General features: G+C 47.1%; 22 protein-coding genes. 9 read left to right on the forward strand and 13 right to left on the reverse strand.

The window, feature by feature from the left end:
• Window positions 1-32: 32 nt before the first annotated feature.
• The 3 genes from BOCO_RS06120 to BOCO_RS07485 form a co-directional block, all read right to left on the reverse strand.
• Complete coding sequence (locus BOCO_RS06120) at window positions 33-4,259, reverse strand: LPXTG cell wall anchor domain-containing protein (protein WP_094723277.1); 4,227 nt, start codon at window positions 4,257-4,259, stop codon at window positions 33-35.
• A 120-nt stretch (window positions 4,260-4,379) separates the two neighbouring features.
• The gene (locus tag BOCO_RS06125) at window positions 4,380-5,165 is read right to left on the reverse strand and encodes a hypothetical protein (protein WP_158520430.1); all 786 of its coding nucleotides are present in this window, start codon (window positions 5,163-5,165) and stop codon (window positions 4,380-4,382) included.
• Between the two features lie 37 nt (window positions 5,166-5,202).
• Complete coding sequence (locus tag BOCO_RS07485; RefSeq protein WP_158520431.1) at window positions 5,203-5,400, reverse strand: hypothetical protein; 198 nt, start codon at window positions 5,398-5,400, stop codon at window positions 5,203-5,205.
• A 286-nt stretch (window positions 5,401-5,686) separates the two neighbouring features.
• Here BOCO_RS07485 and BOCO_RS06130 point away from each other — a divergent pair, with 286 nt between their 5' ends.
• Window positions 5,687-6,178: an inorganic diphosphatase gene (locus BOCO_RS06130; protein WP_094723281.1), complete on the forward strand. Its 492-nt coding sequence runs from the start codon at window positions 5,687-5,689 to the stop codon at window positions 6,176-6,178.
• Window positions 6,179-6,291: 113 nt separating this feature from the next.
• Here BOCO_RS06130 and BOCO_RS06135 read toward each other — a convergent pair whose 3' ends face one another.
• The 3 genes from BOCO_RS06135 to BOCO_RS06145 are packed head-to-tail and all read right to left on the reverse strand — an operon-like array spanning window position 6,292 to window position 8,781.
• Window positions 6,292-7,002, reverse strand: a complete 711-nt coding sequence (locus BOCO_RS06135; RefSeq protein ID WP_148140071.1) for a hypothetical protein — start codon at window positions 7,000-7,002, stop codon at window positions 6,292-6,294.
• 53 nt (window positions 7,003-7,055) lie between these two features.
• On the reverse strand, window positions 7,056-7,820 hold the full coding sequence (locus BOCO_RS06140; RefSeq protein ID WP_094723285.1) for an ABC transporter permease: 765 nt from the start codon (window positions 7,818-7,820) through the stop codon (window positions 7,056-7,058).
• Window positions 7,807-8,781 (reverse strand): ABC transporter ATP-binding protein, encoded by a 975-nt coding sequence (locus tag BOCO_RS06145; RefSeq protein WP_158520432.1) that lies wholly within the window; start codon window positions 8,779-8,781, stop codon window positions 7,807-7,809. The genes BOCO_RS06140 and BOCO_RS06145 overlap by 14 nt, the downstream gene beginning before the upstream one ends.
• Window positions 8,782-9,004: 223 nt before the next feature.
• On the opposite strand from BOCO_RS06145, the gene BOCO_RS07605 reads away from it, so the two are divergent.
• On the forward strand, window positions 9,005-9,160 hold the full coding sequence (locus tag BOCO_RS07605; RefSeq protein ID WP_275542071.1) for a helix-turn-helix domain-containing protein: 156 nt from the start codon (window positions 9,005-9,007) through the stop codon (window positions 9,158-9,160).
• A 97-nt stretch (window positions 9,161-9,257) separates the two neighbouring features.
• Here the strand turns inward: BOCO_RS07605 and BOCO_RS06155 are convergent, their stop codons facing one another.
• The 3 genes from BOCO_RS06155 to BOCO_RS06170 all read right to left on the reverse strand — a co-directional run bounded on the left by BOCO_RS06155 (window position 9,258) and on the right by BOCO_RS06170 (window position 11,654).
• Window positions 9,258-9,437 carry a hypothetical protein gene (locus BOCO_RS06155; RefSeq protein ID WP_148140072.1) on the reverse strand — a complete coding sequence of 60 codons (180 nt, stop codon included), beginning with the start codon at window positions 9,435-9,437 and terminating at the stop codon, window positions 9,258-9,260.
• A complete protein-coding gene (locus BOCO_RS06160) occupies window positions 9,437-9,637 on the reverse strand; it encodes a hypothetical protein (RefSeq protein WP_094723293.1) in 201 nt (66 codons plus the stop codon). The genes BOCO_RS06155 and BOCO_RS06160 overlap by 1 nt, the downstream gene beginning before the upstream one ends.
• Window positions 9,638-10,478: 841 nt before the next feature.
• Window positions 10,479-11,654 (reverse strand): MFS transporter, encoded by a 1,176-nt coding sequence (locus BOCO_RS06170; RefSeq protein WP_094723297.1) that lies wholly within the window; start codon window positions 11,652-11,654, stop codon window positions 10,479-10,481.
• A 973-nt stretch (window positions 11,655-12,627) separates the two neighbouring features.
• Here BOCO_RS06170 and BOCO_RS06180 point away from each other — a divergent pair.
• From BOCO_RS06180 to BOCO_RS06190, 3 genes are all read left to right on the forward strand, one after another.
• Window positions 12,628-13,854 (forward strand): ArgE/DapE family deacylase, encoded by a 1,227-nt coding sequence (locus tag BOCO_RS06180; protein ID WP_094723301.1) that lies wholly within the window; start codon window positions 12,628-12,630, stop codon window positions 13,852-13,854.
• Between the two features lie 84 nt (window positions 13,855-13,938).
• Window positions 13,939-14,385 carry a DUF3290 family protein gene (locus tag BOCO_RS06185; RefSeq protein ID WP_094723303.1) on the forward strand — a complete coding sequence of 149 codons (447 nt, stop codon included), beginning with the start codon at window positions 13,939-13,941 and terminating at the stop codon, window positions 14,383-14,385.
• 1 nt (window position 14,386) lies between these two features.
• Window positions 14,387-15,043 (forward strand): DUF421 domain-containing protein, encoded by a 657-nt coding sequence (locus BOCO_RS06190; RefSeq protein WP_094723305.1) that lies wholly within the window; start codon window positions 14,387-14,389, stop codon window positions 15,041-15,043.
• 8 nt (window positions 15,044-15,051) lie between these two features.
• On the opposite strand, the gene BOCO_RS06195 is transcribed toward BOCO_RS06190, so the two are convergent.
• On the reverse strand, window positions 15,052-15,870 hold the full coding sequence (locus tag BOCO_RS06195; protein ID WP_094723307.1) for a hypothetical protein: 819 nt from the start codon (window positions 15,868-15,870) through the stop codon (window positions 15,052-15,054).
• Window positions 15,871-16,077: 207 nt separating this feature from the next.
• Between BOCO_RS06195 and BOCO_RS06200 the strand changes: the two genes are divergently transcribed.
• From BOCO_RS06200 to valS, 4 genes are all read left to right on the forward strand, one after another.
• On the forward strand, window positions 16,078-16,890 hold the full coding sequence (locus tag BOCO_RS06200) for a winged helix-turn-helix transcriptional regulator (RefSeq protein WP_094723309.1): 813 nt from the start codon (window positions 16,078-16,080) through the stop codon (window positions 16,888-16,890).
• Between the two features lie 65 nt (window positions 16,891-16,955).
• Window positions 16,956-17,660: an endonuclease III gene (gene nth / locus BOCO_RS06205; RefSeq protein WP_094723346.1), complete on the forward strand. Its 705-nt coding sequence runs from the start codon at window positions 16,956-16,958 to the stop codon at window positions 17,658-17,660.
• An 82-nt stretch (window positions 17,661-17,742) separates the two neighbouring features.
• Window positions 17,743-19,269, forward strand: coding sequence for an ABC transporter substrate-binding protein (locus BOCO_RS06210; protein ID WP_094723311.1), 1,527 nt, complete (start codon window positions 17,743-17,745; stop codon window positions 19,267-19,269).
• 94 nt (window positions 19,270-19,363) lie between these two features.
• Complete coding sequence (gene valS / locus BOCO_RS06215) at window positions 19,364-22,117, forward strand: valine--tRNA ligase (RefSeq protein WP_094723313.1); 2,754 nt, start codon at window positions 19,364-19,366, stop codon at window positions 22,115-22,117.
• A gap of 92 nt (window positions 22,118-22,209) precedes the next feature.
• On the opposite strand, the gene BOCO_RS06220 is transcribed toward valS, so the two are convergent.
• The 3 genes from BOCO_RS06220 to BOCO_RS06230 form a co-directional block, all read right to left on the reverse strand.
• Window positions 22,210-22,548: a chorismate mutase gene (locus BOCO_RS06220; protein ID WP_094723315.1), complete on the reverse strand. Its 339-nt coding sequence runs from the start codon at window positions 22,546-22,548 to the stop codon at window positions 22,210-22,212.
• Window positions 22,549-22,701: 153 nt separating this feature from the next.
• On the reverse strand, window positions 22,702-24,549 hold the full coding sequence (gene rho, locus BOCO_RS06225) for a transcription termination factor Rho (protein WP_094723316.1): 1,848 nt from the start codon (window positions 24,547-24,549) through the stop codon (window positions 22,702-22,704).
• A 258-nt stretch (window positions 24,550-24,807) separates the two neighbouring features.
• Window positions 24,808-26,397, reverse strand: a complete 1,590-nt coding sequence (locus BOCO_RS06230) for an NAD(P)/FAD-dependent oxidoreductase (RefSeq protein WP_094723318.1) — start codon at window positions 26,395-26,397, stop codon at window positions 24,808-24,810.
• Window positions 26,398-26,454: the final 57 nt, after the last annotated feature.

A 26,454-nucleotide genomic window follows, 5' to 3' on the forward strand; every position in this document is an offset into this window, starting at 1 on the left:
CTACTGTTGACTATCAAAGGCAAGCTCTGCTTTCATGCTCTCTTTTTGAACCTACCCAAAGCGTTCGTGAAGAAGGGAATACTAGCTCCCAGTAAAGAGAGCGCCAGTAAAGCAAGAACTAGTACATTTGCACCGGTTTGAGGAAGGTCAGAGGCTCGTGGTCGGGGCCGCTTCCCATTCCAATCATCTGGTTGCGCAACAATTTCCTGCCCCTTACACGTGCCTGCCTGTTTCACTCCGGGGATATCATCCCATGGGTTTTCATCTACCACTGGGCAGTCAACGAGAGGAACTCCACTCAAATCAGCACGGTCAGTATGGCTATCGCCTTCCTCTACCCCTGTTAGTTCACCAGTGATGTCTATAGAGTCTCCAGGCCGCAGTATAAACCGGTCAAAATCCTTTGGATAGAGAAGATGTTCAACACGACCAGATCCCTTAATAGTTTGGTCCCTCAGCTGAAGTGATGTCAGAGGAACTTGACCAGTATTCGTAATACGAAAGACAATCTGAATTCCATCTTTTGCATTTTCCAGCGCTTCAGCAGGAGTGTTGCGGTCACCCCGATCAGGTCCGCTGGTCTGGTCGAATTTTTTAATTGATATGGCTGCCTGCAACTGAGCAGTGGAGGTCTCCACTTCGTTTGAGGGGCGTGGTACACCGTTGATGGTTTCAGTAAACGTGTTGACGATCTTGTCACCGGCTTTAATTCGCGTCATTTGCACATACGCACGCCAGGCTTGCTCCTTGCTATCTGAACTGACCATATCCAAATATGGTTGAGTGGCGGTAATTGTTATTTGTGCTTCTTTACCATCCTTGTGTTCATACTTAAATAGCTCAGCCTTCACACCTAACTGTTTGACCACATCGAAGTCACTACCTCCTATCCGCTCCCCTCGCTTAGCAATAGTCTTGCCTGACACGTCTACTAAGTCGCGGTTAGCATAGACCGCCCACTGTCCGGCTGGCTTGTCATGTTCTGCATCATACTTGTCCACAATCGACCATTCAGTAACCTTCGGATAGGCTCGCTTTGGAGGCAATACTGAAGAATCTAACTGGTATAAGAACTGATGATGTAGGTAAATTGAATGCTTGTTAACACTCGTACCACCAACATTGACCACCACGTCCTTGTATGGATTCATAGGTTTCAGGGGATTACTCACCGTGTTCGTGACACTTTCACGATTGTTCGTAATCTGCCGTGCAGTGTTTTTGACGGTGTACCCGTCAGTAGCTTTAACCACCGTCACTGGCAGCACCAACTGGTATTTCTTACCCAATACTGTTTGGTCTATATACGGGTCTTTCAAGGGATCCAGGGGTTGCTTACTGTACGTTTCCAGTTCCCTGGGCTGCGGTTCACCTTTCAGGGTTTCTCCTGTTGTTGGAATCACAGTGTCTACGGTCTTGAAAAAGGCGTAGACAGCACCATTGTTGACCTGAATATTGAGTTGAGCAGTAACATCAGTACCTGCTGGATCGAGCACGTGAATGTTAGCCTCGTCGACCTTCACGTATTGCTCATCGTAATCATCGATAAGGCCAAGTCGTTGCACTTTATATGCGGTGGTGGATAGGTCGCTGGCATCAAGGGTAATCCGATAGTACAAATGATCACCTAAGAGAGCGGTCTTACCATCAATATTGATCGTTGCATCCTGTTGAGTGTCTTCCTTATTAGGCTTCAATTGAGGTGGCCGATTATTTACCGTGTTCGATGGGGTAACGGAGTTGTTGATAGTCAGCCATGCCTGGTTGTTGATGATATGATCGGCAGGAGCATCAGCTTTCACCCGAGCTTCGAAGCGCAGAAGAATACGCGGATGTGAGCCCTTATGCCAGTTCGCCTGCACCCAACTGTCCGCGAAGCTGGCAGTGAATTGGTGCCGATTATCGTCCCACATACCGGTCCACTGGGACCGGGGAATGATTTGACCAGTGTTCAAGTCTGTGATCTCCAGGGTCTGCTTATCCGCTATAGTCTGCTCATCGTAAGTGTCAGCGACAACCACTTTCGTAATATCGTAGGCATCGTTGTCAGGAATAGTTGGGTCAGCACGAACCGTATATTCCAGTTTCTGTCCAGGCAGAACCGTTTTGCCGTCGACGCTTTCCTGACTGCCACCCTGAGAAGACTCACCAATCACGTCCTTATGAACTGGGGGCACATAACCACAGATCTTGGGTTGATTGGTTGAAATTTCGTGAGCATTAACCATCTGTGAAGCACTGTTAATTAAATCAGCACCAGCACCACCCGCGCTAGGAGCAGGTGCTTGGCAGAACGTGAGTTCCTCACCAGGAGCTTTACCGAAATCCTTACGAACCTGCTCAGCTCCCTTACCTTGAGCAAAATCAATCACGCCAGGAACCAACATAGTGACCTGAAGAGGCTTGTCTAGTCCCTTGAGCTTTGCCCGATACGAGTTTTTAGCTGTCGCACTGACCGAGGTGCCATTCATAACAATATCGAACTGATCTGTCACGTCAACACCTTGATTGTCTATATCACTGACCGAGCTTTTGGTCTCGGAACCAGCCTCAGCCTGATACACACGAACCTTAGATGCATCATCGGCCTTGAAAATGTAGGCAGCACGAGACCAATCATCCTTAAAGGTAAAAGTCTTAGGAGCTTGAATCAGATCAGCAGCCACGGTTCCATTGACCACACTAGCAACCTTGTCCCCATCGAGATAGGTGTTGTTATCACCACCAGTGGTATTGGTGTGGTCAGGATCGATGACAGCGGCCCATTTACCAGTAGTAGGATCAAGCTTAATCCACGACTTATCAGGAGCAGGCCTCCAAGTCGGGAACTTCTTAGCTCCCGTATCCACGCTAGGGTGATGGTTCCACTGCACCGAGGCATGGTCAATTACTTGACCGAAATCAGGTTTCGCCATGATGACATCGAAACTGAACTCAACCATATGGTCCAAGAGCATCTCACCCTTGTCCTTCGCACGATCGGCTGTCACCTTGTGTGCAGTCTGGTCCCACGCCATAACAAAATCATTGGAAATATCACGACCATCGGTAATGTCCGTGACCTTGAGGTTGTCTACACGATAGGACTTACCAGCCGGATCAATGGAATCCACGACATGCATCTCAAAACCACCACGACCGGTACTACTACTGATTCGAGTCCGGTTCACCATCTGATCAGCTGACACACCCTTCTCCACAGTTTTCACCGGAACCGAAGGAGGGACAGCACTCACACGGAACGTCTCGCGTGGATCCCGGTCAGCAGTATCAACGGCAGCTTCCATATGCCCCTGCTTCGTAACCTGCACATCAAACCAATACGAGCCCTCCATCCAGTGTGGCAACCCGAGATCAGCAGGAGTAAACGCTAAGGGTGTATCACCATGATTATGTACAGGCACATCCTTAGCAACACTCTTCGCGCTGATATACCCATCAGGATGCCCATCATAATGCAGCATCCAATGAGCATTCACATCCTCACGAATATCAGTAGAAGCCTGAGCATGGAACACGTCAGTCACCGCAGCCGTGGACCCCACCTTCATATCAGCCGGAGCCTGCTGATCCGTCTCCACTGACAAACGATACGAAGACACACCTTTAGGCTCATACTTATTAAGCATGATCACCACGATCGTAGTGTCATCAGCCGTATACTGATCCACCAGTCTGTTAACCGATGTATCTGGCTGATCAGCAAAAGGACTATTAGTTTGATAGCTTGTTCCGTTGTTGCTGTAAGTTTTGCCTTGCACGGTCGCTGACCATGCGCTAATCCAGTCGCTTTTCAGGTGGTGGGCCATGCCACTGAATTGTTTACTTGGTCCGGTCATCACACCAACACCGGTCACACGGCATTGACCTTGTCCTGCTTGGTCTGGGTGTGCTTCATTAAACCGGGCCTGACAATTACGATTCGCTTCATCTAACGCTTTCATTGCTTTAGGCTGGCCAGTTGGCAGCATGCTTACACCCATTGAAGCAAACGCAGTGTTGATACTAGCTATATCAGCACCACCAAAACCACCATCATTATTATCCCGATACGCCCACGACACCTGGGTAGCCATAGGAGTCGTACCATCACCGGTATCACTACCACCGCCACCACCAGCAAACGCAGACGGTGTAACAGTAGCCACTAACACAGCAGTAACAGCAGCAGACGCAACCGCAACACTCTTACCCTTAGCAGTGGAACACAAGTGACGAGTCTTTTCAGCCCATCCCTTGAACTTTCCTGTCATTTTCATATTTCATTACCCTTCTACTAGTATGAAGGGGACGACCATTTACGATCGTCCACAATTAAAAGCCAGTGAGATTGATTACTTTCTCAGGGTGCTCCATCTCACTGGCACATTCTTAATCAATCAGCCAATACCACAAGCCTGACCCTTTACACAAACCGGCTGACCTATCTGGTTCATCCAATCGTTAACGCTTGGGCTTACACCGTTCCCACTACTGGTACTAGGCGCTGGTGCAGCTGGTGCAGGTGCTGGAGCCGGTGTTGGAGCGGCTGGTGCTTGATAGTTTCGATGACCTTGAGGTTGAGTATACGAAGGTGCAGGCTTTTGTGTTTGAGTCCATGATGGTGCTGGCACAGCAGCCTGAGCAGCAGTGGCGGCTTGAGCGTCAGCCGTGGCCTTAGCCTGCATATTCGCATTCACCGCATCAATAGCACCCTGCACATTCAAACGAGCCTTATCAACATCAGCCACAACCGACGAAGCAGAAGCCTTACCAGCATCAACTACAGCCTGCCGCAAGCTCTCCCTACACGCATTATCAGCAACCTTGCCCTCAGAATCAGCCAACAACTTCGACCCCTCATCACTCTTAGCCTGCAAAGCAGCCTTACCATCAGATAAAACCTTCGCATCACGCGAGCGCAACAACTTCTTCACAGCAGCCTGTAACTCCTTCGCCTGTTTCTGAGAAGATTGTTGAGTCTGTTGATACTGCAATACTGCATGTTCCAAGTCAGCCGTTGAATCGCTTGCCTTACAATTACCTTGCAGGGTCTTAGGCTCATTCTTGACAGCAGCACGAAATGTACTAACACTTTCCGATTCAATTACTTCCTCTGGCTGTATGGTTTGCAGTTGAAGGGCTTGTTCCCTTTCCTGCTGCCAGCGGGTGTACGTTTCTTGCATGTGCTTTTGCTCTCGCTGACAGCTAGCAAATGCTTGCTCATGCTGTTGGCGATGGTGCCAAACTCCAACCCCACAAACTGTTACGACCGTTAGCACAAGCACGAGTATGATGCTCAGCCATCGCTTCTTGCCCCTGTTGTGCTGAGTTGGATTGCCTTCGGACTGCGGTACCTTTCTCATTGTGCCCCTCTATCTGCATCTTTGTCTGATAGCACTTTCCGTTGCTTTCTATCAAAACACATCACCTTCCTTTTTTGAAATAACGTATGTTCCGTTACCTTGTCTCACTGGCCATGTCGATTAGTCTGTCAGTTCATGTCGTTTCAGGAAAAGACTCCACCCACTATGTGGTCAACTGTGCTTTAGTGAGCTTTTTATGGATACGCTGCGTGTGTTTCCACAGACCCTATGCAAATCACCGATAGATTAATAAGGATTTAGGCATGAGTTTGCGGTACAATGTAGCTAGAAACCGCATATGTGCCAAGCATTGAGCACCAAGGATGAAGGAGACCAAAACCATGGCAGAAACCTTTGATGTAGTCATAGAGATTCCCCGCGGATCACGCAATAAGTATGAAGTAGACCACGAAAGCGGCCGCATCAAGCTTGACCGAACGCTCTTTACTTCCATGGGATACCCCGATGATTACGGCTATATCGAGAACACGCTAGGCGAAGACGGAGATCCTCTCGACGCTCTAGTCATGCTCCCCAATTCCGTTTTCCCGGGATGCATAGTTGAATGCCGCGCTGTTGGCCTGTATCACATGGTGGACGAAGCTGGCGGTGACGACAAGGTTCTGTGCGTACCTGCAGATGTGCGTTTCGACTCTATCAAAGACATCGATGATGTATCGGATTACCACAAGGCAGAAATTAAGCACTTCTTCGAGCAATACAAGGCCTTGGAGCCAGGTAAAGAAGTTATGCCTGGAGATTTCTGGACTAACGCTGAGGCTGCTGAGAAAGAGATTATTGCAGCCCGCAAGCGCCTAGCTGACCAGCAGTAAACTGCCTTTTTGTGTCTATCGAGACAATACGTAAATAACACTCGCTTTCCACCCCTGACAGCTATGTATCATAAGCACTGCTGTCAGGGGTGTAAATTTAAAAAGCCCTTATGCTAGTTCATCTCGCGTAGTGTACCTTTTCTAAGGCTAATTGTCGCGTAACGTGAGGCAAGAATTCCTACACCAGCAAAAGCGACTCCAATACATACCTCTCGTAGTAGCACGATATACCATGAGTTTGTATTCTGGATTGCCTCGACAGATGTAGATAGAGGGAGAACATTGAGTAAAGGATGAATCCAATCAGGATAGAATCTCAGAGGTACCACCACTCCTGCAGTTATGGGGATGAGGGGGGTTATGGTGTTTAGCGCCGCATATGAGTCCTTCAGAGGAAGACCAAGACCGGCAACAAATACTCCTAGCAAAATTCCAGCCGCTATTCCAGAGGGAAACAGTGCTGTGATTCTATGAAATGTCTGAATATCATGAATTGGATCTACTAGCAGAATTCCGAGTATGGAGACAATACCAGTACTTAAGCCGGCAAATGCAGCAGGAATTGATATCCCTATCCAGTAAGCTCCATCAAATACCCGTCTAGACAGTACGTCCTGTATTATTCCCTGATCCTTATCAAAAGAAACTGTTGTGCACATGGCAGTGCACGTGGTCATTGCTATGGAAATAATTGTACCCGCGTAGGCTATTCTTATCAGATTTGGTGATGCAAGGCTTGCTCCCAGGAGAACGGAAAAGATAATATCAAGAACTGGGGTAACAATAACGGAAACTAATACAGTCTTTACGTCCGCGAATAGCATAGATGATTGTCTACTTACGTTTGCTGTAGACAGAGTTCGGATAAGCAAAGATATCATATAATCTCCAACGTGGCGTCTTTCCGAGCTAGTTGCATAGCGTGACGCCCAAAAAGGTATGCAATCATTATCCATATGCAAGAGAGAATGACAGTTATCGATACCTGTCTCAACGCGCTTGTCACTGTCGGCTCAGGATCATACAAAAATGTCACCGCCGATGTCGTAGGAAGAAAATATGTTGCGATTTGAAGCAGCACAGAAGTACTGCCCGTCTGAGCAAAAGTACCGGAGAAAAATAGTGCAGGAACCAGAATCATACCCTCATAAGTAGTAGCGTTCGGAGTGATAATGAAAATGGCTGAGATTACGAAAGTTATCGACAACATACTGACCCATAACAGCAGTCCTCCAAGCACTATCTGCCATGCATGACACATGAGTATAGGAATATGCAAAGCAGCAGATCCCGGTATGCTCCATATCACTAATGACAGAGGAAGCGCAAATAAACCAAAAGTGGCAGTTGGCACAATTACAGCCAAGAGGGTGAGAAACGGATTTGTCCGACTTACAAGCAGATAAATCAGAGTTCCTTTGCGTCTCTCAAAGCCGAGTATTCCAGCTGCAGACGTGCAGGAAGTCCACATTCCGATGATAAAAGAACGTAAGAAGCCAGTATATGCGCTCGTTCCCCAAGCATGTACACCTAAGCGTTGAATTATACAGGCCGCAATCGTCCCTACTGCTACTAACTGCAAGAAATAGCTGGTAGTAGAGAATTCTTTGAAGTGAAATGCGATCTGTCTAAGCGTCCTCATAAACACCTTTCTGTGATATGGATAGAAAAGCGTCCTCTAAAGTAACTTTCCTAGTATATATATCAACGGGCGCAGTCAGTCCATTCGATTGAAAAGCAGTAGTAATCAGGTGGTCAAAAGGAAGGGATGACAGATTCCATAGAACAGTAAAAAACCAAGTGGACCCTACCGCGCGATAAATCACCTGTCCTTTACCTGCAAACCATTCAGCTACGGTCTCTGGTCGGAATAAACCAGACGGAGTGAAACTAAAAGTGGAAGTTCGGCTGATGTGGGCATAACGGTATATATCATTCAACTCTCCCTGCACACGAATGACGCCGCTATCCAATACAGCAACTTTGTTAGCCAATTCCTCTACCTCAACCATAGAGTGACTTGTCAAGAGAATTCCCACGCCTTTACTTGACATAATCCGTATAAGGTCACGCATTTGTAGAGCAACATCAGGGTCCAGACCGATTGTTGGCTCGTCCAACAGAAGTAGTGAAGGATTACCTAAAAGTGCCCGAGCTATGTGGAGTCGCTGCTTCTGACCTCTAGACAGCTCGTTAACATGTGAGTTACCTTTTGCCTCTAAAGATACGGCTTTCAGTAGCTGAGATATCTGTTCATTTCTATGCCGATAGGGGACACCCGCTAGGTCAGCAAAAAATCTCATATTGGCAAGCACTGTTGCTCTGGGATAAAATCCTCTATCTCCCCCAATCACTAAGCCAATATCACCACGTGCCTTTTCCGGGCTCCGAACAGCATCTATGCCATTAATCTTTATATCTCCAGAAGTAGGCATAAGCAGAGTAGAGCACATTTTTACGATGGTTGTTTTTCCTGCACCGTTTACACCGACCAATCCAAGGATCTCCCCTTTTCTCACAGTCAGAGAAACATCGCGCACAGCATGAGTCCGACCCTTGTTGAAATCACGCGATACATGGTTTAATTGGAGTACTTGTGTCATTCTACTAACCGTTTTCCTTAATAAAGTTAACCAATCAGAGAGCATCGTTGTTCAAATCAGCTTATACCACATGTGCAGTATCCCTACTCCCTAGATTGACTCAAGACATTATTTTTAGTTTTGCGCATTGCTGTAATAGGCTGATTGCGCCTCTGAATTTGAATTGTTATAGTGCACGCCAAAGTGCTCAACCGGATATTCTTTCACCTGCTCAATTAAAACGTTGCTTGTTAGCGCGAAGCTGCCTGCGTGGCGCCGCAAACTCGGCAAGCGTGATGAGGCCATGATCAGGCAGCTCTACGCTTCCGGAAGTGTCGCGGTCAATGAGATTGCACAACGGTTTGGCACCTCAAGGGGAACTGTATATGGAGTGATTTAGCCACGAATTACTAGCACATAAGAAAATGCGAAGAGGGCGAACTGTAAAACTCACAGCAGTTCTCCCAATTTACACATTTCAGTATCTTCAAATGACGCTAGTCTTTATCGTGTTTCCCTCGGCGTTCTATTGCCATAAAGATAATCATCATCACCCAAGCTGCCGGGTAAGTGCATAAACCCCAGAACTGTGAATCAGTGACAAACGATATAATATGAGCAATGATTAACGATAGTCCGAAAAAACTGACAGCAATAACTATTGATTTATCGAACATTATGCAATGCATCCAACAACTGCATCGCCAACACGAACCCAGCCGCGAGCATCGGCACCGCGCAAAGCATTCTGCGCAATAACTTCAGTCTCGTCCATAAAGGATACGGGTGATGCCGATGCCGTGCTCGCACACATGACGGGAACAGTCGGAACGGCAACTGCAGTAAATAGTTTTTGCGCCAAAGATATATGTCTCATAGCGATTCCTTTGCCGTCGTAACATATATGCACAACTTGTGTGTATAACAATGGTAATAGAAAGTTGTCGCTGTGACAGTATCTGTCCATATATTGGATATGTACTACACTTTCGGAAGACGATCATTCCAGAAAGCTCTACCCAACAGCGCTCTTTGATAAAGCTGTTTTAAACCTTCAAGATAATCGTGCCGGGACAAAATCAGAAAGCTGATACTTAAGACAGTATGCTTTAGGGATTGCGCCAAAAAGGCCATTTGTGTCAAAATACTCAAGACGTCTTGTTTGTTCCTACTCACCTTCTTTCCCTGCCAATTGCGATGCAAATATTCTATGGAACTGTCCAGTTGTTAAAGGATGCTGCGCAGAAGCACATGCTTGGCTGAGCATCTTGTAGACGGGTCACCCCGACGCACTTCTGCCCTAAGTTCCAACACCCAACCCCTAATTCCCCTTTCAGCCTCAGAGAGACTTATCCGACCGCATAGCTGAGGACCTAGCTATGAACGGTCCGCATATCGGGCGAGGCTTAGTGCAAAGCTGTCAGCAACGAGTTAGGTACCAAGAGTCACATTGACTGGCCGGTGACTGCATGCCGGGACAAGTGAATCGGAATTGAGATCCTGCTGGTCGCTGATTACAATATCGCGCTGGCCGCACCAGGCACATTCGGGCGACCGGGCATATGGGTGTGCTCCGGAAATGTTTACTGGCGGTTATGCCACCATGAAGGACTCTGCCGTCGGTGGTCCCAGACCTGAACGATACCGAGACGTTTCACCTTCTCATCAATAAACCATCAAAAAAAGACGGAAACGGATCGACGAAACTCAGCTACACCTTAATTAGCTGCGCTTTCCTTTCGAATGAGATGCATATAACAGCAGAACAGAATAATTGTCAGCATTACGCAGACACCACCAAAAACAGCAAAGCCTACAGATACATTCCACACAGAGAAAATCCAAGTCACCAGAATTGTTTCAACGAACATCGCTGCCGATGTTAGAGTATTTACACTTGAGATAACTGATGTTCTCACCGCATCAGTTGAATGTTCTTGCATGATGACATTCAACGAGGTATCAACAAACTCAAACCCAAATCTCAATAGAATGAATGCCGCAACTATTAACACAACGCCATTGCCCAGGAACGAAAGCAGCGCCAAAACAGTTACACCCATGAAAACTGTTATAGATACCAGATTGCCGATCTTATTGGAGATTTTCTCGATAGATAGTGAGGCAATCGCCGAAAACACAAATCCAATAGTAATGATAATCGAGGAAAGAAATGGAGAGATATGCTTATCACCAAGAAGCAGTTGAACAAAATTCAGTAGCACCGACATAGAGCTTTGAAACAGAGAAATAGTAATCACTATTAGGCTTGTCTTTGGTGATTTCAGTACGTTGATCAGTTCAATCAAAGACTGCTTAATGGTCATTTTCTTCTCGTCTGCCAAAACTTGCCGGCAAGTATTAACCCTAATCAAGAGCAGAAGACCAATTGCTATGGCCTGTGTGATGAGTTCAATACAAAAGATCGCTTCCCAAGATACTGTAGTTAGATATCCTCCTATGACTGAACTTATAGCTAACCCAAGGATAGAAATTGCTTCAAAGATACCTATCTTGTGCTGATAGCTTTGCTCTGGATTGGTTGCATGCAGAAGCGTTTGATCGCTGCCTGAAATAAGGGATAGACCGATACCATACGAAACAAATCCCAATATCAGCGCAACATAGCCTATATTGCACAGCATGGAAATGATATAAACGGCTATTAGCAAATGGCCTACAATCATGACCTTCTGCGATCCAAATCGGTCTGCCAATATGCCTGATGGCAATTCAGAAGCGAATGCAGCCAATGTGAGCAGTGTTTGCAATGCGCCAATTTCTGCAACGCTATACCCTACATGACTGAGGTAATTGATCCAAACGGCACGTTCAAAGAATAATGCGCCAAAAAATGCATATACATATAATGTCCGTAAAGCCGATCTTCCCATTAGTTCAGTTCCTTTAGCACGTGTGAAATAAGCCGACTAATATCGCCTTCATAGCTATCTAATATGAGTTTCACGAATTCCGCCTCATCTGCCATTGCCCCAGCTTCAGCTATGCTCTGAAGATCTTCAACTTATAATGAATCGGAGAAAGAGAGAAAATAACTTACCACATATGAACTGTCGTAAAAAGGTTTAAAGATATGTGATTGCTTTACCCAATTTACCGCGTTTTCTTCTATGACTTTACAGTTCGGTGATGTGCCATATATTGATTTTGAAGCCCAGTAATAATACTCATTGAACGTATTCAGATCACATAGATTTGTCTCATTTGTATAGCTGCTAAGCTCGAATTTTGTATTAATAACCGGGTTCAGAACGGTATCCTTAAACCGAATTACTGCATTTTCCCTAAGAAGAGACAGTATTTCTTCATTACCTTTATATTTTTCCGTAAGCAATTGCGATGTACGTGTTTCAGCAATCTCAGAGAATAATTCAGTCACTGTGCCATGTAACTCTCCTCTACCAGTAAGGTTGTCCCGCTAGTTTACTATGAAAATAGAGAACTATAAGACTAGTTTACAAGTAAACTATGTTTCATAGAAGAATCGTCTCTTTTATGAGTACTTTCCATGAATTTCGTCAACCGCCGACAAACAGTGTTTTCTATAGTCCGTGATGAGGGCACCTTGATCACTTGAGCTGTTGACTGCTTGGGAACTCCTGCTGCCACTGTACCGGATCCAGGGCTCAGCTCTAGTGAGAGTGCGGTAGGGACGGGAAAACTGGCAGAATTCACGCATGATATACGTGCGTCTCTGGCTGGCGATCTGCTGCCAGTTAGTTTGGCGGATCTTCTGTAATTATTCAGCATGTAGACAAAAATGTACGGGCAAGAAGAAAAGCTTATATAGTAGACACACACCATAAGTGCAGGGGGAGCACAAAACTGCAAACAAAGAAGCATCACATGAGTGAAAATGAAAAACTAGACCTCCTGCGCAAACTGGTAGCGTTCAAGACAATTAACGGACACGAGCTGCCCGTTGCCGAATTTATCCAGTCTCTTCTAACCAAAGAAGGTATTACCTCAGAAATTGTGCCCACTGGTGACGACCGAGCTGATTTGGTTGCCACGATGGGTTCAGGTCACCCTGTGTTAGCAATCTGCGGACATATGGACGTCGTCGATGTAAACACCAGCAATTGGCATACAGATCCTTTTACTGTCACGCCTAGCGATGACGGTGACACCCTCTACGGTCGAGGCACAACAGACATGAAAAGTGGTCTAGCTGCCATGCTTATTGCCATGATTGAGATGAAGCGAAAAAACACTCCACTCAAGGGCAGTATCAAACTACTTGTTACCTCAGGAGAGGAAGTAGGCCAGCTGGGTGCCGAAATCCTGCAGGACAAAGGATATATGGACGATGTGGACGCCCTACTTATCGGCGAACCATCAGGTTATATTGGAGTGTACGCCAGCAAAGGTGAACTTGATGTGCGGGTGAAAGCCACTGGAGTAGCTGCTCACAGTTCCATGCCAGAACTGGGTGTCAATGCAGTAGAAGCCATGTTGCAAGTTTTGCAAAAAATTAAAGAAGAGCTTGCTGACAGGATGCAAAAAGCACACAATGCAGTTCTAGGTGACACCGTCTTTAATATAGATACCTTCCATGGTGGTAATCAGGTGAACGCTATTCCAGCTAGCGCCGAAGCAGAGATTAATATCCGCGTTATCCCCGAGCTACCAAATGACGAAATCCTCAAAACCATTCAGGCCACTATTGACTCCTTTAACAGTTCTTCCAAGGCGCAGATCAGCATGGATGTTGAGATGAATATCATTCCTGTAATTGGTGACAAGGACAGCCGTCTTATTCAACTCGCCCAAAAACTGACACCAGCTCATATGGCTCGGTTGCAACAGACACCTGCTAACTTGAAACATATCCAAACAGCCGAAAAGACGCTGGGAGTTACCTTCAATCCTGACAAGCTTTTACTCATAGGTGTTTCTGGGGCGACTGATGCTTCCAAGCTCCTTATCAACCATCCCGAAGGCTTCTCCTTCCTCGTTTTCGGCCCTGGAACAGGTTCAGTAGCTCACCAAGACAATGAGTACGTTTCTAAGGCCGCATATCTGGACTTCATCGACCTTTACCAGGAGTTGTTTAGCGCCTATCTCTCCTAATCCATGGTCTTACGTTTTGAATATGGGCCATGTCGGGTCTACACTACTTCGTAAGGGGTGTCGAGTCTAACGAAGGGTGGCGGCATGACCTTTTATTCATACAACTATCTCAAAGGCGGACAAACCAACTGGGGTATTGTCAGAATTGCAATAATCGCTTTGCTGGCTGTAGCCTTCTTGATTTTCTTGATTAAATATTTCCGCAACAAGTGGGACCTGAAATACAGGGATCTCACGATCATTTTGGCTACTTTGCTGCTGTTGGCAGCTGCCATTCAATACAGCGACCTCACAAATATGCATACGGCGAGTGTGCAGAGCGGGCAGCTGACCGTCATTATTGAAAAATCAGCTAAGAAACTTGGAGTACAACCCGAGAGTATTGCCATCAACGACACCTCTCGCAACACCGATATGCTGATCAAAACTCCAGAAGGATACTATCAGCTAATTTTCAATGGCTCTGGTTCTGAATTCCTGCTGTCTAAAGTCAACCTGTACGAACCCGATATCACTGTAGTAGGAGAATGAAATGGATATAAATTTCTATGTTGATGTTGCCGCCAAGCTGGTCATCGGCTTACTTTTCATAACCCTGCTCATCAACGTAACGGGCAAAGGTAATTTAGCACCCACATCGACTATGGATCAACTACAGAATTACGTCTTAGGCGGCATCGTCGGCGGCGTACTCTATAATTCGTCGATCACCATGGCTCAGTACATCGTTATCCTACTCATTTGGTCTGCATTAATCCTCATAACCCGTTATGCTAAAACACACATCCATCTAGTAGGAAAATACATCGACGGTGAGCCAACAACCATTATTCGTGACGGCAAACTCATAGTCCAAAACTGTCTCAAAGTACACCTAACCGCTAAAGATATTGACTTCAAACTGCGCAGCGGCGGCGTAAACGACATTACTGATGTCAAACGCGCCATCGTGGAGCAAAATGGTAGTTTCACCATCATCCAAAAGGGAGACAAGGATGTGCATTATCCTGTTATCGTCGATGGACGAACGAATCCAGATGTACTTGAGTTGATGGGGCGCGACGAAAACTGGCTAGATCAGCAGCTTAAAGAACTAGGCGTAAAGAAGGTCAGTGATATATTCATAGCCAAATATCAAAACCATAAACTCAACGTTGTCACTTATTCTGGTCAATCTTACAGCAAGTGAACCTCATTTCAGATGAGGCGATGAGTCCCAACATAGACTAGTACAACCAACGCCCCCGATAGCATAATTGGTGTCAGCATTACAGCTATCCAAGAATTATCGGGGGAACTGGTTGACACTCCTAAGCGGTCGGACCACCAAAGCCAAGAAGAACAGCATAAACCTGCCATGATGGCAACTGCGGCGACGGCCATTATTACCAATTTGCGGCCAACCTGACTGAATACTCCATTCGATAGTCCAACAGCATATTCAGCCGCTAAGGTAGGCATGAAATTCCAACCAGCTACGGCTATGCAGTTTAAACCGTTAAAAATACTGCGCGCCAAACTACGGACGACATGGGTGCGATGCAAGCGCAGCATCTGGCATGCAAAAGTACAAACTACTAGTATCACCAACAACACTGCCACCATAGCAACCCACTGGCGAGCCACACGCCATTGCTCAACGAGGGAAAAATAACCACTTACGATCGATACCATGCTCCAATAACACGCACCGATAAGTGAAATAGCGCCAAGAATAAAAGGGAAAAGACTATCAAACAGATTATCTGCTCCCCCGCTAGCTAACGAGTATGTAGACAAGCAGACCACAACTACTCCTAGGCACAAGACCCCAGCAAATTCCAGTAACCTGTGATTCTCTGAATTGATATACGCAAAACAGCTAGGCAATATAAGCAGCACCAGCATCAGAATCTGTCCAGAAACAATCAATGTATTACGATGATCGTGCCGATCCGGCTTTGAGGATGGTTCATCTTCAAAGGAGTTTTCGTCAGAAAACCCTACGGTTCGCACATGCTCATCTAAACTGATCATCGTTTACTTTCCTTTACGACTCCGCCCAGTTGGTACAAGAACTTCTGAGAGCTGCCTCAACTACAATATAACAATTTACCTCGTTCACTTCCTGTGCCCCCAACTCACAGTACTATAACTTTCAACTTTTCGTACCCCAGACTGTACAATGAAGCCCATACCCTTAAAGTAGCTGCCTACCCTAAGAGCAGAAGGAGGGAAACAGTAGTGACGGATATAACCTTAATGACTCTGGCCAAGGATCCGGCTACTGTGCTGCCCGCTCTCACATTGTTGTCTCACAGGGTACGCGTACTGCCGCTAGAGGCAGCTTCCTTGGTTAAGCTACCAGAACACACTATATTGTTCGTCGATGCTTGCGATGATCTAGCTGGAGCAAAAACCCTATGCAACCTGTTAAAAGCATCAGGCATACATATTCCAGTAATTCTTATCCTCAGGGAAGGCGGCTTCACCGTTATCAATAGTGATTGGGGTCTTGCTGACCTTATTGTGGCTACGGCATCGCCTGCTGAAGTTGAAGCTCGCCTCCGTTTAGCGCACGAACACTATAGTCAACCACAACAATTACTTTTGCAGGAACGAAAGCAGAGCCACAATGCTGACGGACAGATTCGTTCAGGTGATTTAGTAGTAGACCAGAATGGTTATACTGCCCGTCTACACGGCAAGCCCATTGACTTAGCATACAAGGAATTCGAACTCCTCAAATATCTTGTACAGCATCCTGGACGCGTATTCACACGAGCACAACTCCTGCAAGAGGTATGGGGATATGACTATTACGGCGGTACGCGAACTGTAGACGTACACATCCGCAGACTCCGAGCTAAACTCGGTGGCGAGTACGAACACCTCATCGGTACGGTACGAAATGTAGGTTACCGGTTCGACCCCCTTAATTCAGATGCTCCTGCCGGTGAACACAAGGCAGAAGATACCGACCCGTCAAGCGCTAGCACTACTTCCAAGAAGAAGACACACGATGCGGGAGCACACGGGAACAAGAAGTCACGTTGACAATGACCCAATCTCGAATTCCTCTACCAGCAAAGAGTGAGAGCGTAAGTAGCCTCCGCAAGCGGATGGAACAAGAATATGCCATCTTGTGCGAAGAATTTCCAGTAGCTGAATGTGCATTGAATTTCAATACTCCCTTCCAACTACTGGTAGCGACTGTTTTAAGCGCACAGACGACGGATAAACGAGTGAACAGTGTCACTCCCGAGCTCTTTAGTCAATACCCGTGCCCTGAACACATGGCTCACGCCAACCAAACCAGCATAGAAGAGATCATCCATCCAGTAGGCTTCTATCATGCTAAAAGCAGACACCTCATCGGTTTATCACAAATGCTGCTTGATGATTTTCAAGGTCAAGTTCCCCAAGATATGGATGAACTTGTTAAACTTCCAGGAGTAGGACGCAAAACAGCTAATGTCGTACTCGGTAATGCCTTCAATATCCCAGGATTTCCAGTCGACACACATGTGACGCGAGTGACTGGACGTCTCCGCTGGCGCCATGACTGGCGTAGCACCCATCCCGACCCAGTTGCCATTGAGCACGAAATATGCCAATATTTCCCCCCTGAAGATTGGACTGATTTATCACACCGGCTTATCTTTCACGGACGAACCACATGCCATGCTCGTAAGCCAGACTGCTCACATTGTCCACTAGCTGCCAGTTGCCCAAGTGCAGAATTATTTTTGGGAGCTCCAGTAGATGCAGACACCGTTCCTGTCTATTCGAGCGGGCAGCTACTCACCAACTATCCGCATGATTAGCGGCGCTGGTAACTCCTCTCACAATTCATAGCTGTAGCCAAACCTGAAGCTCAGTGCACCCTGCCAGCTAGAATCATATGTTATGAAGGAAACTCACGAGAGATACAGACCCAACTTGGTATTTCTTGTCTCACTTGTTGTGCTGAGTTTAATTGCTGCTATTAGTTGGCCCTTATTAAACCGCTGGCAGCACTCTACCGCAGAACAAGCAGGAGGCACAGTTCGTATTGGCGCCGGTCATGCTCCGGCTTCATTGGACATACGTACCCAAGATGGTAATGCCGTCACCCAAGCCCTGCTAGGTAATGTCTATCAGACTTTAGTCGGGTTGGATGAACACGCAAGACCTGTACCCCAAATTGCTTCGAGCTGGGAGCGATCTCCTGACGGACTTACTTATACCTTCCACCTTCGTGAGAACCAAACATTCGAAGATGGAAGTCCCTTGGACTCAAGTGCAGTGTTGTGGTCCATGGAACAAACCATGAAAAACAAGTACCTTGGCCACCAACATTTTGACAACCTAGCTAAGGTAACGAACCCTACTGCCAATGAAGTAGTTATCGAGCTTAAAAACCCCGATGCACAACTGCCCTATGAGTTGGCTGGTCGCCCAGGCATTGTCTATAACCGGGGAGCCCGTGTTAACTACGACAAGGAGTCTGCCGGTTCTGGACCCTATACCGTCGATTCCTTCAAGCCGGGCCAGGAACTCGTTTTACGCAAGAGTAAAACATACCGCGGCCCTCATCAAGCGAAAAGTGCCAAGATTGTTTTTTCTTATTCGCAGGATTCTAAGGGTCAAGCACAACAGGTGGCATCAGGAAAGCTAGACGCGGCAGTGGATCTGAGTGCAAGTGAAATTAGTGCAGCAAAAACCAGTAAGCCTGAGCTCAAGCTTTCTACCGGTCTCACAGACGATAATGTGGTCTTAGCCTTCAACCATTCCAAGACTGCTATCACTTCGGATGAACGAGTCCGACAAGCTATCAGTCATGCTGTCGATAGGAAGGTAATAGCTGACGCTTCAGGCGGGACTCAGAAAGTGCTTGAAGGCCCTTTAAACGAACTGAGCGTTGGCTACGATCCGGCTTATAAGGCTCTGCCGCATGACAGCAAGAAGGCAGCCTCACTAGCTTCATACTTTAGCCAGTCCGCCTACGGTAGCCACCTCCGTCTGGTTTACGACAAGAGCCTAGGTCAAGACATAGGAAACACAATCAAGGATCAGCTGGCACAGGCCAACATGCCAATAGAAGTTATCATGCTTGATCATGATGCTTTTCAGGAGCAAGTCATTAACAAGCACGATTATGAACTGACCTTGTTCAATATGAGTAATGATGATGTGTCACAGTTCGCTAATCCTCATTCACCTATGGCTTTCGACGATACCGAATGCCAACAGTTCTTCAGGCTCGTTACAGGCGCAAAATCTGACGGAGATTATGCGTCTCAGCTCAAACAATTTGCTCAAACACTGTCCAATAAACAAGCCAGCGTGTGGCTCACGCAAAAAACGCCTGTTAATGCAAAGTCCAACAAGCTCAAAGGGTTACCTGACAACATGGGTGACCGCTACATCCCTGCATGGGAGCTCAAGGCCTGACAATAACCTACAAGACAACCAAGTACTATAACATCAGCGGGCAGGTCGTAACTCTGCCCGCTTTCTTGTCAAGATTCGCCCATAAACTGAGCCTATGTCTGACAAACAAGGAATCGTAGAAGCCAATCTGACCCCCTTACCTGATCGAGTGGGTGTGGATGGCCTAGAAGCTAAATGGAGTGACAACTGGGAACAGAGCGGAACCTACAAATTCGGAGGTAGTCGCAACCGTTCTTCGGTGTACTCAATTGATACCCCACCCCCAACTGTATCTGGGCATCTTCACGTCGGCCATGTCTTCTCATACACCCATACTGATGTCATCGCACGGTTTAAGCGCATGTGTGGCTATGATGTGTTCTACCCCATGGGCTGGGATGATAACGGCCTGCCCACTGAGCGCAGGGTACAGAATTACTATGGAGTACGAGTAGACACTTCATTGAAATACGACCCCTCGTTCAAACCACCTTTCGAAGGTACTGAAGGGAAGAAGGTCCAAGCCAAGGACCAAGTGCCTATTTCTCGGCAAAACTTCATCGAATTGTGTGAAAAACTCTCTGTCGAAGACGAAAAGCACTTTGAACAACTATGGAGATCTCTAGGACTGTCTGTAGATTGGTCTCAAACCTATCACACGATTGGCGAACACCCCAGAAGGGTTGCACAAAAAGCATTCCTGCGCAATCTTGCCCGAGGCGAAGCCTACCAAAAAGAAGCCCCTGGCCTGTGGGATGTAACTTTCCAAACAGCAGTAGCTCAAGCTGAGCTCGAATCGCGAGAATACGACGGTTTCTACCACCGTATAGCCTTCCACTTTGACGACGGCACTCCCCTTTACATCGAGACCACTCGTCCAGAGCTTTTACCAGCTTGTGCTGCCCTTATTGCTCACCCAGATGACGAACGCTACCAACCTTACTTTGGGCAGAAAATCTATTCACCCTTGTTCCATGTTGAAGTTCCTATCGTGGCCCATCCTGCCGCAGAAAAAGACAAGGGTGCTGGTATTGCCATGTGCTGCACTTTTGGAGACATGACCGACGTACAGTGGTGGCGCGACCTGAAACTGCCAACCCGTTCTATTATTCAGCGCAATGGTCGTATCATAATGACTACACCGGATTGGATTACGGACGAGGCTGGTCGACAGCTCTTCGAAACGCTTGAAGGCAAGACCACTTTTACTGCCCGTAAGATGGTTGTTGATGCTCTACGCGAATCCGGGGACATGGAGGGTGAACCTAAACCCACCAAGCGTATGACCAACTTCTATGAGAAGGGCGACAAACCACTCGAAATCGTCACTTCTCGTCAGTGGTATTTACGCAATGGCGGAACTGACTCACAACTCAATGCAGAGCTACTCCAACGCGGCAACGAGTTAGAATTCCACCCGGACTTCATGCGTGTTCGCTATCAGAATTGGGTAGAAGGTCTCAACGGTGACTGGCTAGTCTCCCGTCAACGATTCTTTGGTGTTCCCTTCCCTCTGTGGTATCCCCTTAATGCAGACGGTGACCCCGATTTCCAGCACCCCATTACTCCCACTGAGGATCAACTACCGATTGACCCCACAAACGATGTACCGGAAGGCTTTGAAGAATCCCAGAGAGACCAGCCTGGTGGATTCACAGCTGAACCAGACATCATGGATACATGGGCTACCTCCTCACTAACCCCACAGATCGTAACCCACTGGTCTGAACCTGGTGAAGAAAACGAAGCCCTCTTTAAGGCCACGTTCCCCATGGATCTACGCCCCCAGGGTCAAGACATTATCCGCACATGGTTGTTCTCCACTGTGGATAGGGCCCACCTTGAAAATAAGTGCCTGCCTTGGAAGCATGCTGCGCTCTCAGGCTGGATTCTCGATCCTGACCACAAGAAGATGTCCAAGTCAAAGGGGAATGTAGTCGTCCCGGATGAGCCCATTCAACAATATGGAGCAGACGCTGTCCGTTATTGGGCAGCATGCGCTCGCTTAGGCCTTGACGCTACCTATGACGAAGGGCAGATGAAAATCGGTCGCAGGCTTGCTATAAAGCTGCTCAATGCTACTAAGTTTGCCCTTTCTATCGGCCGCGAAGACGAAAACCATCATGTTGGACAAGCAGCTCAGGCTGTTTGGAATCCTGCACAAGTTACTGTGGAACTCGATAGAGGCGTACTTGCTCGCTTGGCTCATGTCATTACAGAAGCTACCAAAGCCTTTGAATCATACGAACACTCGAAAGCTTTAGAAACGATTGAATCCTTCTTCTGGGACTTCTGCGACGATTATATTGAATTAGCTAAAAACAGGGCTTACGGCAAGCCTGATGAAGAAGGCCACACCCCTGCCGAAGCTGATGTGGTATCCGCTAGAACTACACTGGGACTAGCCCTAGATGCCTTCGCACGTCTTTTCGCACCCTTCTTACCCTTCGCCACTGAGGAAGTCTGGCAGTGGATGCATGCCGGTCAAGGATCCGTCCACAAAGCCCCTTGGCCACAGGCACAAGCATACGCTGAAGCAGCTCAGGGTGTATCAGCAGATGTGTTAGCTTGGTCAGGCACCGCGTTAGCAGAATTACGCAAGATCAAATCAGAGGCAAAAGTCTCTATGAAGACACCAATCTTATCCGTCAGTCTTGCAGTGGCACCTTCTGGTGTTAAGGCTGTGCAGTCTTCCGTTAACGATATTGCTCAGGCAGGCAGGGTCACTGGCACAATCAACATAACTGAGGATACCAGCTTGGAAGCAAATGCTGGTGCTGAAAGCGGACCAGAAACAGAAAAAACAAGTGGAGTTACAGTAATAACAAGCGAATTGGGTGAACCGCCAGCCAAAAAAGCCCGGTCGTGAGCTGCATATAAAACTAACAACTTGTTCCAGTACGGTCGTGTGCAGAAGTGTTACGCACACGACCGTATTGTATACAATTAACGTTCCAATTGTTAATGGGCTATATGGGCATGCCGCTCTTTCGCAACGCTTGCTACTAAGGCATGATACTGCTCAACAATCATAGGATCTAAACCCTCTTGCTCAGCTAGAGCACGTAATTGTGCAACCTGTTGGTGCTCTCTATCAGGGTCAGCAGGTGCAAATCCAGCTTGGGCTTTAAGCTGCCCTACAGTATCCGTTATAGCAAAACGTCTGGCTAGTAATTTCACAATTTCTGTATCGATACCATCAATTGATTGTCGTAGTTGTTGTATCTGTGCAGCGAACGAATTAGTCGCCGTATACTTATCAACTACAGTCTCCCTGGTATCTGTCTCATGCTCAGACATGCATTCCCCTTCCTTCAGTTCGCTCGTTCATTACTGTATCCCAATCATGAGTCACCGTGGCCAGTAGCGCAACGATGTAGAAAAGAAATGCAAATGAGGGTGCCGAATACCTGTAAGGTAATTTCGACACCCTCACTAAGACATCTAGCTAGGTTAGTTTGTTTTTTGCCCGAGCATAGTCTGCGTAATCGCACCGAGAAAATCACGATTGGTTGCCGTCTTTTTGAGACGTGGAACGAGCGTCTGATAAGCCTGCTCAATTTCCATGCCACCTAAGAGACGGCGGAGACGGTAGACCACTGCCAATTCATCAGCAGAGGTTATCATTTCTTCGCGTCTGGTACCTGATGCATTGATATCAATAGCTGGGAAGAGCCTCTTGTCTGCCAGCTCACGAGAGAGCCGCAGTTCCATATTGCCAGTGCCCTTAAACTCCTCGAAGATCACTTCATCCATCTTAGAGCCTGTCTCAACTAAGGCAGAGGAGATAATGGTTAAGGATCCGCCGTTTTCAATATTGCGTGCTGCACCGAAGAATTTCTTAGGTGGATACAATGCCTGGGCGTCTACACCGCCCGACAAGATACGGCCAGATGTGGGAGCAGCAATATTGTATGCACGAGCTAAACGCGTCATTGAATCCAAGAGCACCACCACATCTTGTCCCAATTCCACAAGACGCTTGGCTCTTTCAATAGCTAACTCAGCAACAGTAGTATGATCCGTGGCGGGGCGGTCAAAGGTAGAAGCAATCACTTCACCTTGAACTGTGCGCTCCATATCAGTAACTTCTTCAGGTCGTTCGTCCACAAGAACCACCATCAGATGTACCTCAGGATTGTTCTTTGCTATGGCCTTAGCAATGTTTTGCAAGGTAATAGTCTTACCGGCCTTAGGCGGTGAAACAATCAGGCCACGTTGACCCTTACCTATTGGCGCTACAATATCGATGAGTCTTCCAGTTACCTGACTGGCATCTGTCTCCATCCGCATACGTTCCTGCGGATACAAGGGTGTCAGCTTGCTGAAGTTAGGACGATCTCCAGCAGTTTCAACACTCATCCCATTCACAGTCTCGATAGACTGTAAAGGCATGAATTTCTGTCGCTGATTGCGACGTTCACCGTCATGAGGAGGCCTAGTAAAGCCTTGAACGGCATCACCCTTGCGCAGGCCATATTTTTTCACCTGCCCCATAGATACATAAATGTCGTTGGGACCAGGCAAATAACCTGAAGTACGAATGAAAGCATACGACTCCAAAACGTCCACGATACCAGCTACAGGTACCAGGTCCTCATCTTTGAAGTCTTCGTGGCTCTCATAATCGCGATTTACCCTTCGGTTGTTGCGACCGCGGTTACGCTCCGAGCGCTCATACTTGTCGTAGCTACCATGCTGGTAGTCACGATCATGATTGTCATCACGGCTGCGCTTGTGTGAGTTGTGAGTATCTCTAGCTGGTAAAGCAGCGAGGATATCGTCCAAGTCTCTCACTTTGCTACTGTGAGCATATTCTTCGCGCTCCTCCTGTGAGTGTGTACGCGAATGACCGTCATTATTACGGTGACGACGACGGTTGATAATAACTGACTCGTCATCCGCAACAGTACGATGCTGACGGTTACGGTTCCTTCTGCTTGATTTTCCATCAATACCAAGGACGTCAAACAAATCACCAACTTCTGGTGACGCTGTTGCTCTACCGGTTCGTTTTTTGGAGGAGCCCTCATCAACATTTGCATCCGATGGCGTCGTTGTCTGAGCGATCTGCTCAGTTACGGGTTCTACTGTATGCTGCTCATCCTGAAGCGTTTCAGAAGCCTGACTCATTGGACGTACACTTACTCCTGCGGGAGCTGTGCCTCCGGAACGAGCCGCCTCTATAGTTTCTATAAGGGCTGGCTTGCGCATATTAGAAATCCCGCGTAGGCCTAACTGTTTTGCCAGCTCTTTAAGCTCAGGCAGTTTCATAGTGTGAAGATCTTGGCTTGTTGCCACTGTATATTGCCTTTCCTACCGCTAGAACATTTCAACAATCTAATATCTAGCTTCAAGAAGTTTGCAGATAAACTGCTCATGAATGCTCGGTGCTATCCCAGCAAACCGAACTGTATTAAGCGTACAACGCTCCATAAAAAGACGCAAATTCGCCGCGCCGTGTGCGTCAACACACATTCCTCGCTGATAGATACAAAAAACGGTCCGTGCAATAACAGCACACGAACCGTTGTAAATGGACAATGAGAGCACTAAATCCTATTTCTGTTCATGATAGGACTTCTCTGTGTTCACATTCCAGACATTTCTCTTAGAAGTCCGTCCGGTCTGGATATTCTTGACAGCTTCCATAGAAGTTGCCATCGAATGATCTTGATTATTGTAATGGTGTTGACCGTTACGACCTACACAGTAGAGGTTGCCGAAAGAGTCCAGCCATTCAACCAACTCAGGCATCTGGGCATATGTATCAAAGTAAGCAGGATATGCTTTCTTTACTCGCTCACGGTGGGAGTCCATTACGTCTGCGGCTCCACCGATTACACCCATGCGAGTTAGTTCCTTAATGGCAAAGTCCGTGGCATCTTCATCAGACATATTCCAGAAGTCGTCGCCTTCTTCACAGAAGTATTCGAGACCAATCCAGACGGTATCGTCCACGTTCTTAACCATGTATGGGCTCCAGTTGTTAAAAATCTGGAAACGCCCCATTTTATAACCTGGATCCTGCACATATATCCAGCAGTCAGGTACGATAGGAGGTTTACCCAACGTAGGGATGTCCGTTGTATTGCGAATTTTTAAGTGCTTAATCAACAAGCCCACAGTAACAAAATCGCGGTAAGGTAAACCGTTTGCCACGTGAACCATGTCCTTAGGCGCTCCAGAAGGAGCAGCAGCAATGGCGTTCACCAAATCCTTGATCGGCATGGAAGAGATGAAGTGGTCAGCTTTGAGAGTTACGCGTTTGCCGTCCTTGTCTTCATAAACAACCGCAGAAATCTTACCGTTTTCTTGGTCAAACTCCACTACATTAGCGTCAGTAATAACCTTGACACCTTGCTCTACATTTCGTTTTTCTACAGTTTCCCAGAGCTGGCCTGGACCTAGCTTGGGATACCAGAATTCCTCGATAAGCGAAGTCTCAATCTCATGAGAGTCACGCTTCTTGGGCAGCAACTTCTGGAAGGCATTCTTTAAGACACTCCAAATGCTCAGACCTTTGACTCTCTGAGCTCCCCAGTCTGCTGAAATTTCACGGGGATGACGGCCCCAAAGCTTTTCGGTATATCCCTCGAAGAACAACGAATATAGTTTGCGCCCGAAACGGTTAATGTAAAAGTTCTCCAAGTTGTCTTCTGGAAGCTTGTGGAACATGGAGGCCAAATAGCTGAAGCCAGCTTCCAAGGTGATTTTGAAACCTAAAGCCTTAAAGAGACCTGGAGACAAAGAAATTGGGTAATCCAAAAAATGACGATTCCAATAAATACGAGAAACGCGATGGCGCTTAAGCATTACCTGATCGGTTTTCTCTGGATCCGGTCCGCCAGGCTCAAGATCGTGGTGCCTGCCTAATTTCTTATCATCGTAAGAAGGTGCGCCCTGCAAAGGCAGAACTTCCTTCCACCAATCCATAATTCGATCATCTTTAGAGAAGAAACGGTGACCACCGATGTCCATGCGGTTGCCGTTGTGGCGCACTGTACGAGAAATACCGCCGAACATCGAAGTGGCTTCAAGCACAGTCACGTCATAACGCTGGTTACCACCATCTTTTACCAGCTCCCAAGCTGCCGTGAGCCCTGCCGGCCCACCTCCAATGACAATAACTGACTGTTTTTCCGCCATATCTACCTCCCGAGCGAGAACACCTGCTGCACTATGTTGCACACAGCGCAAATCCAA

The sequence above is a fragment of the Bombiscardovia coagulans genome (assembly GCF_002259585.1).
Lineage (GTDB): Bacteria > Actinomycetota > Actinomycetes > Actinomycetales > Bifidobacteriaceae > Bombiscardovia > Bombiscardovia coagulans.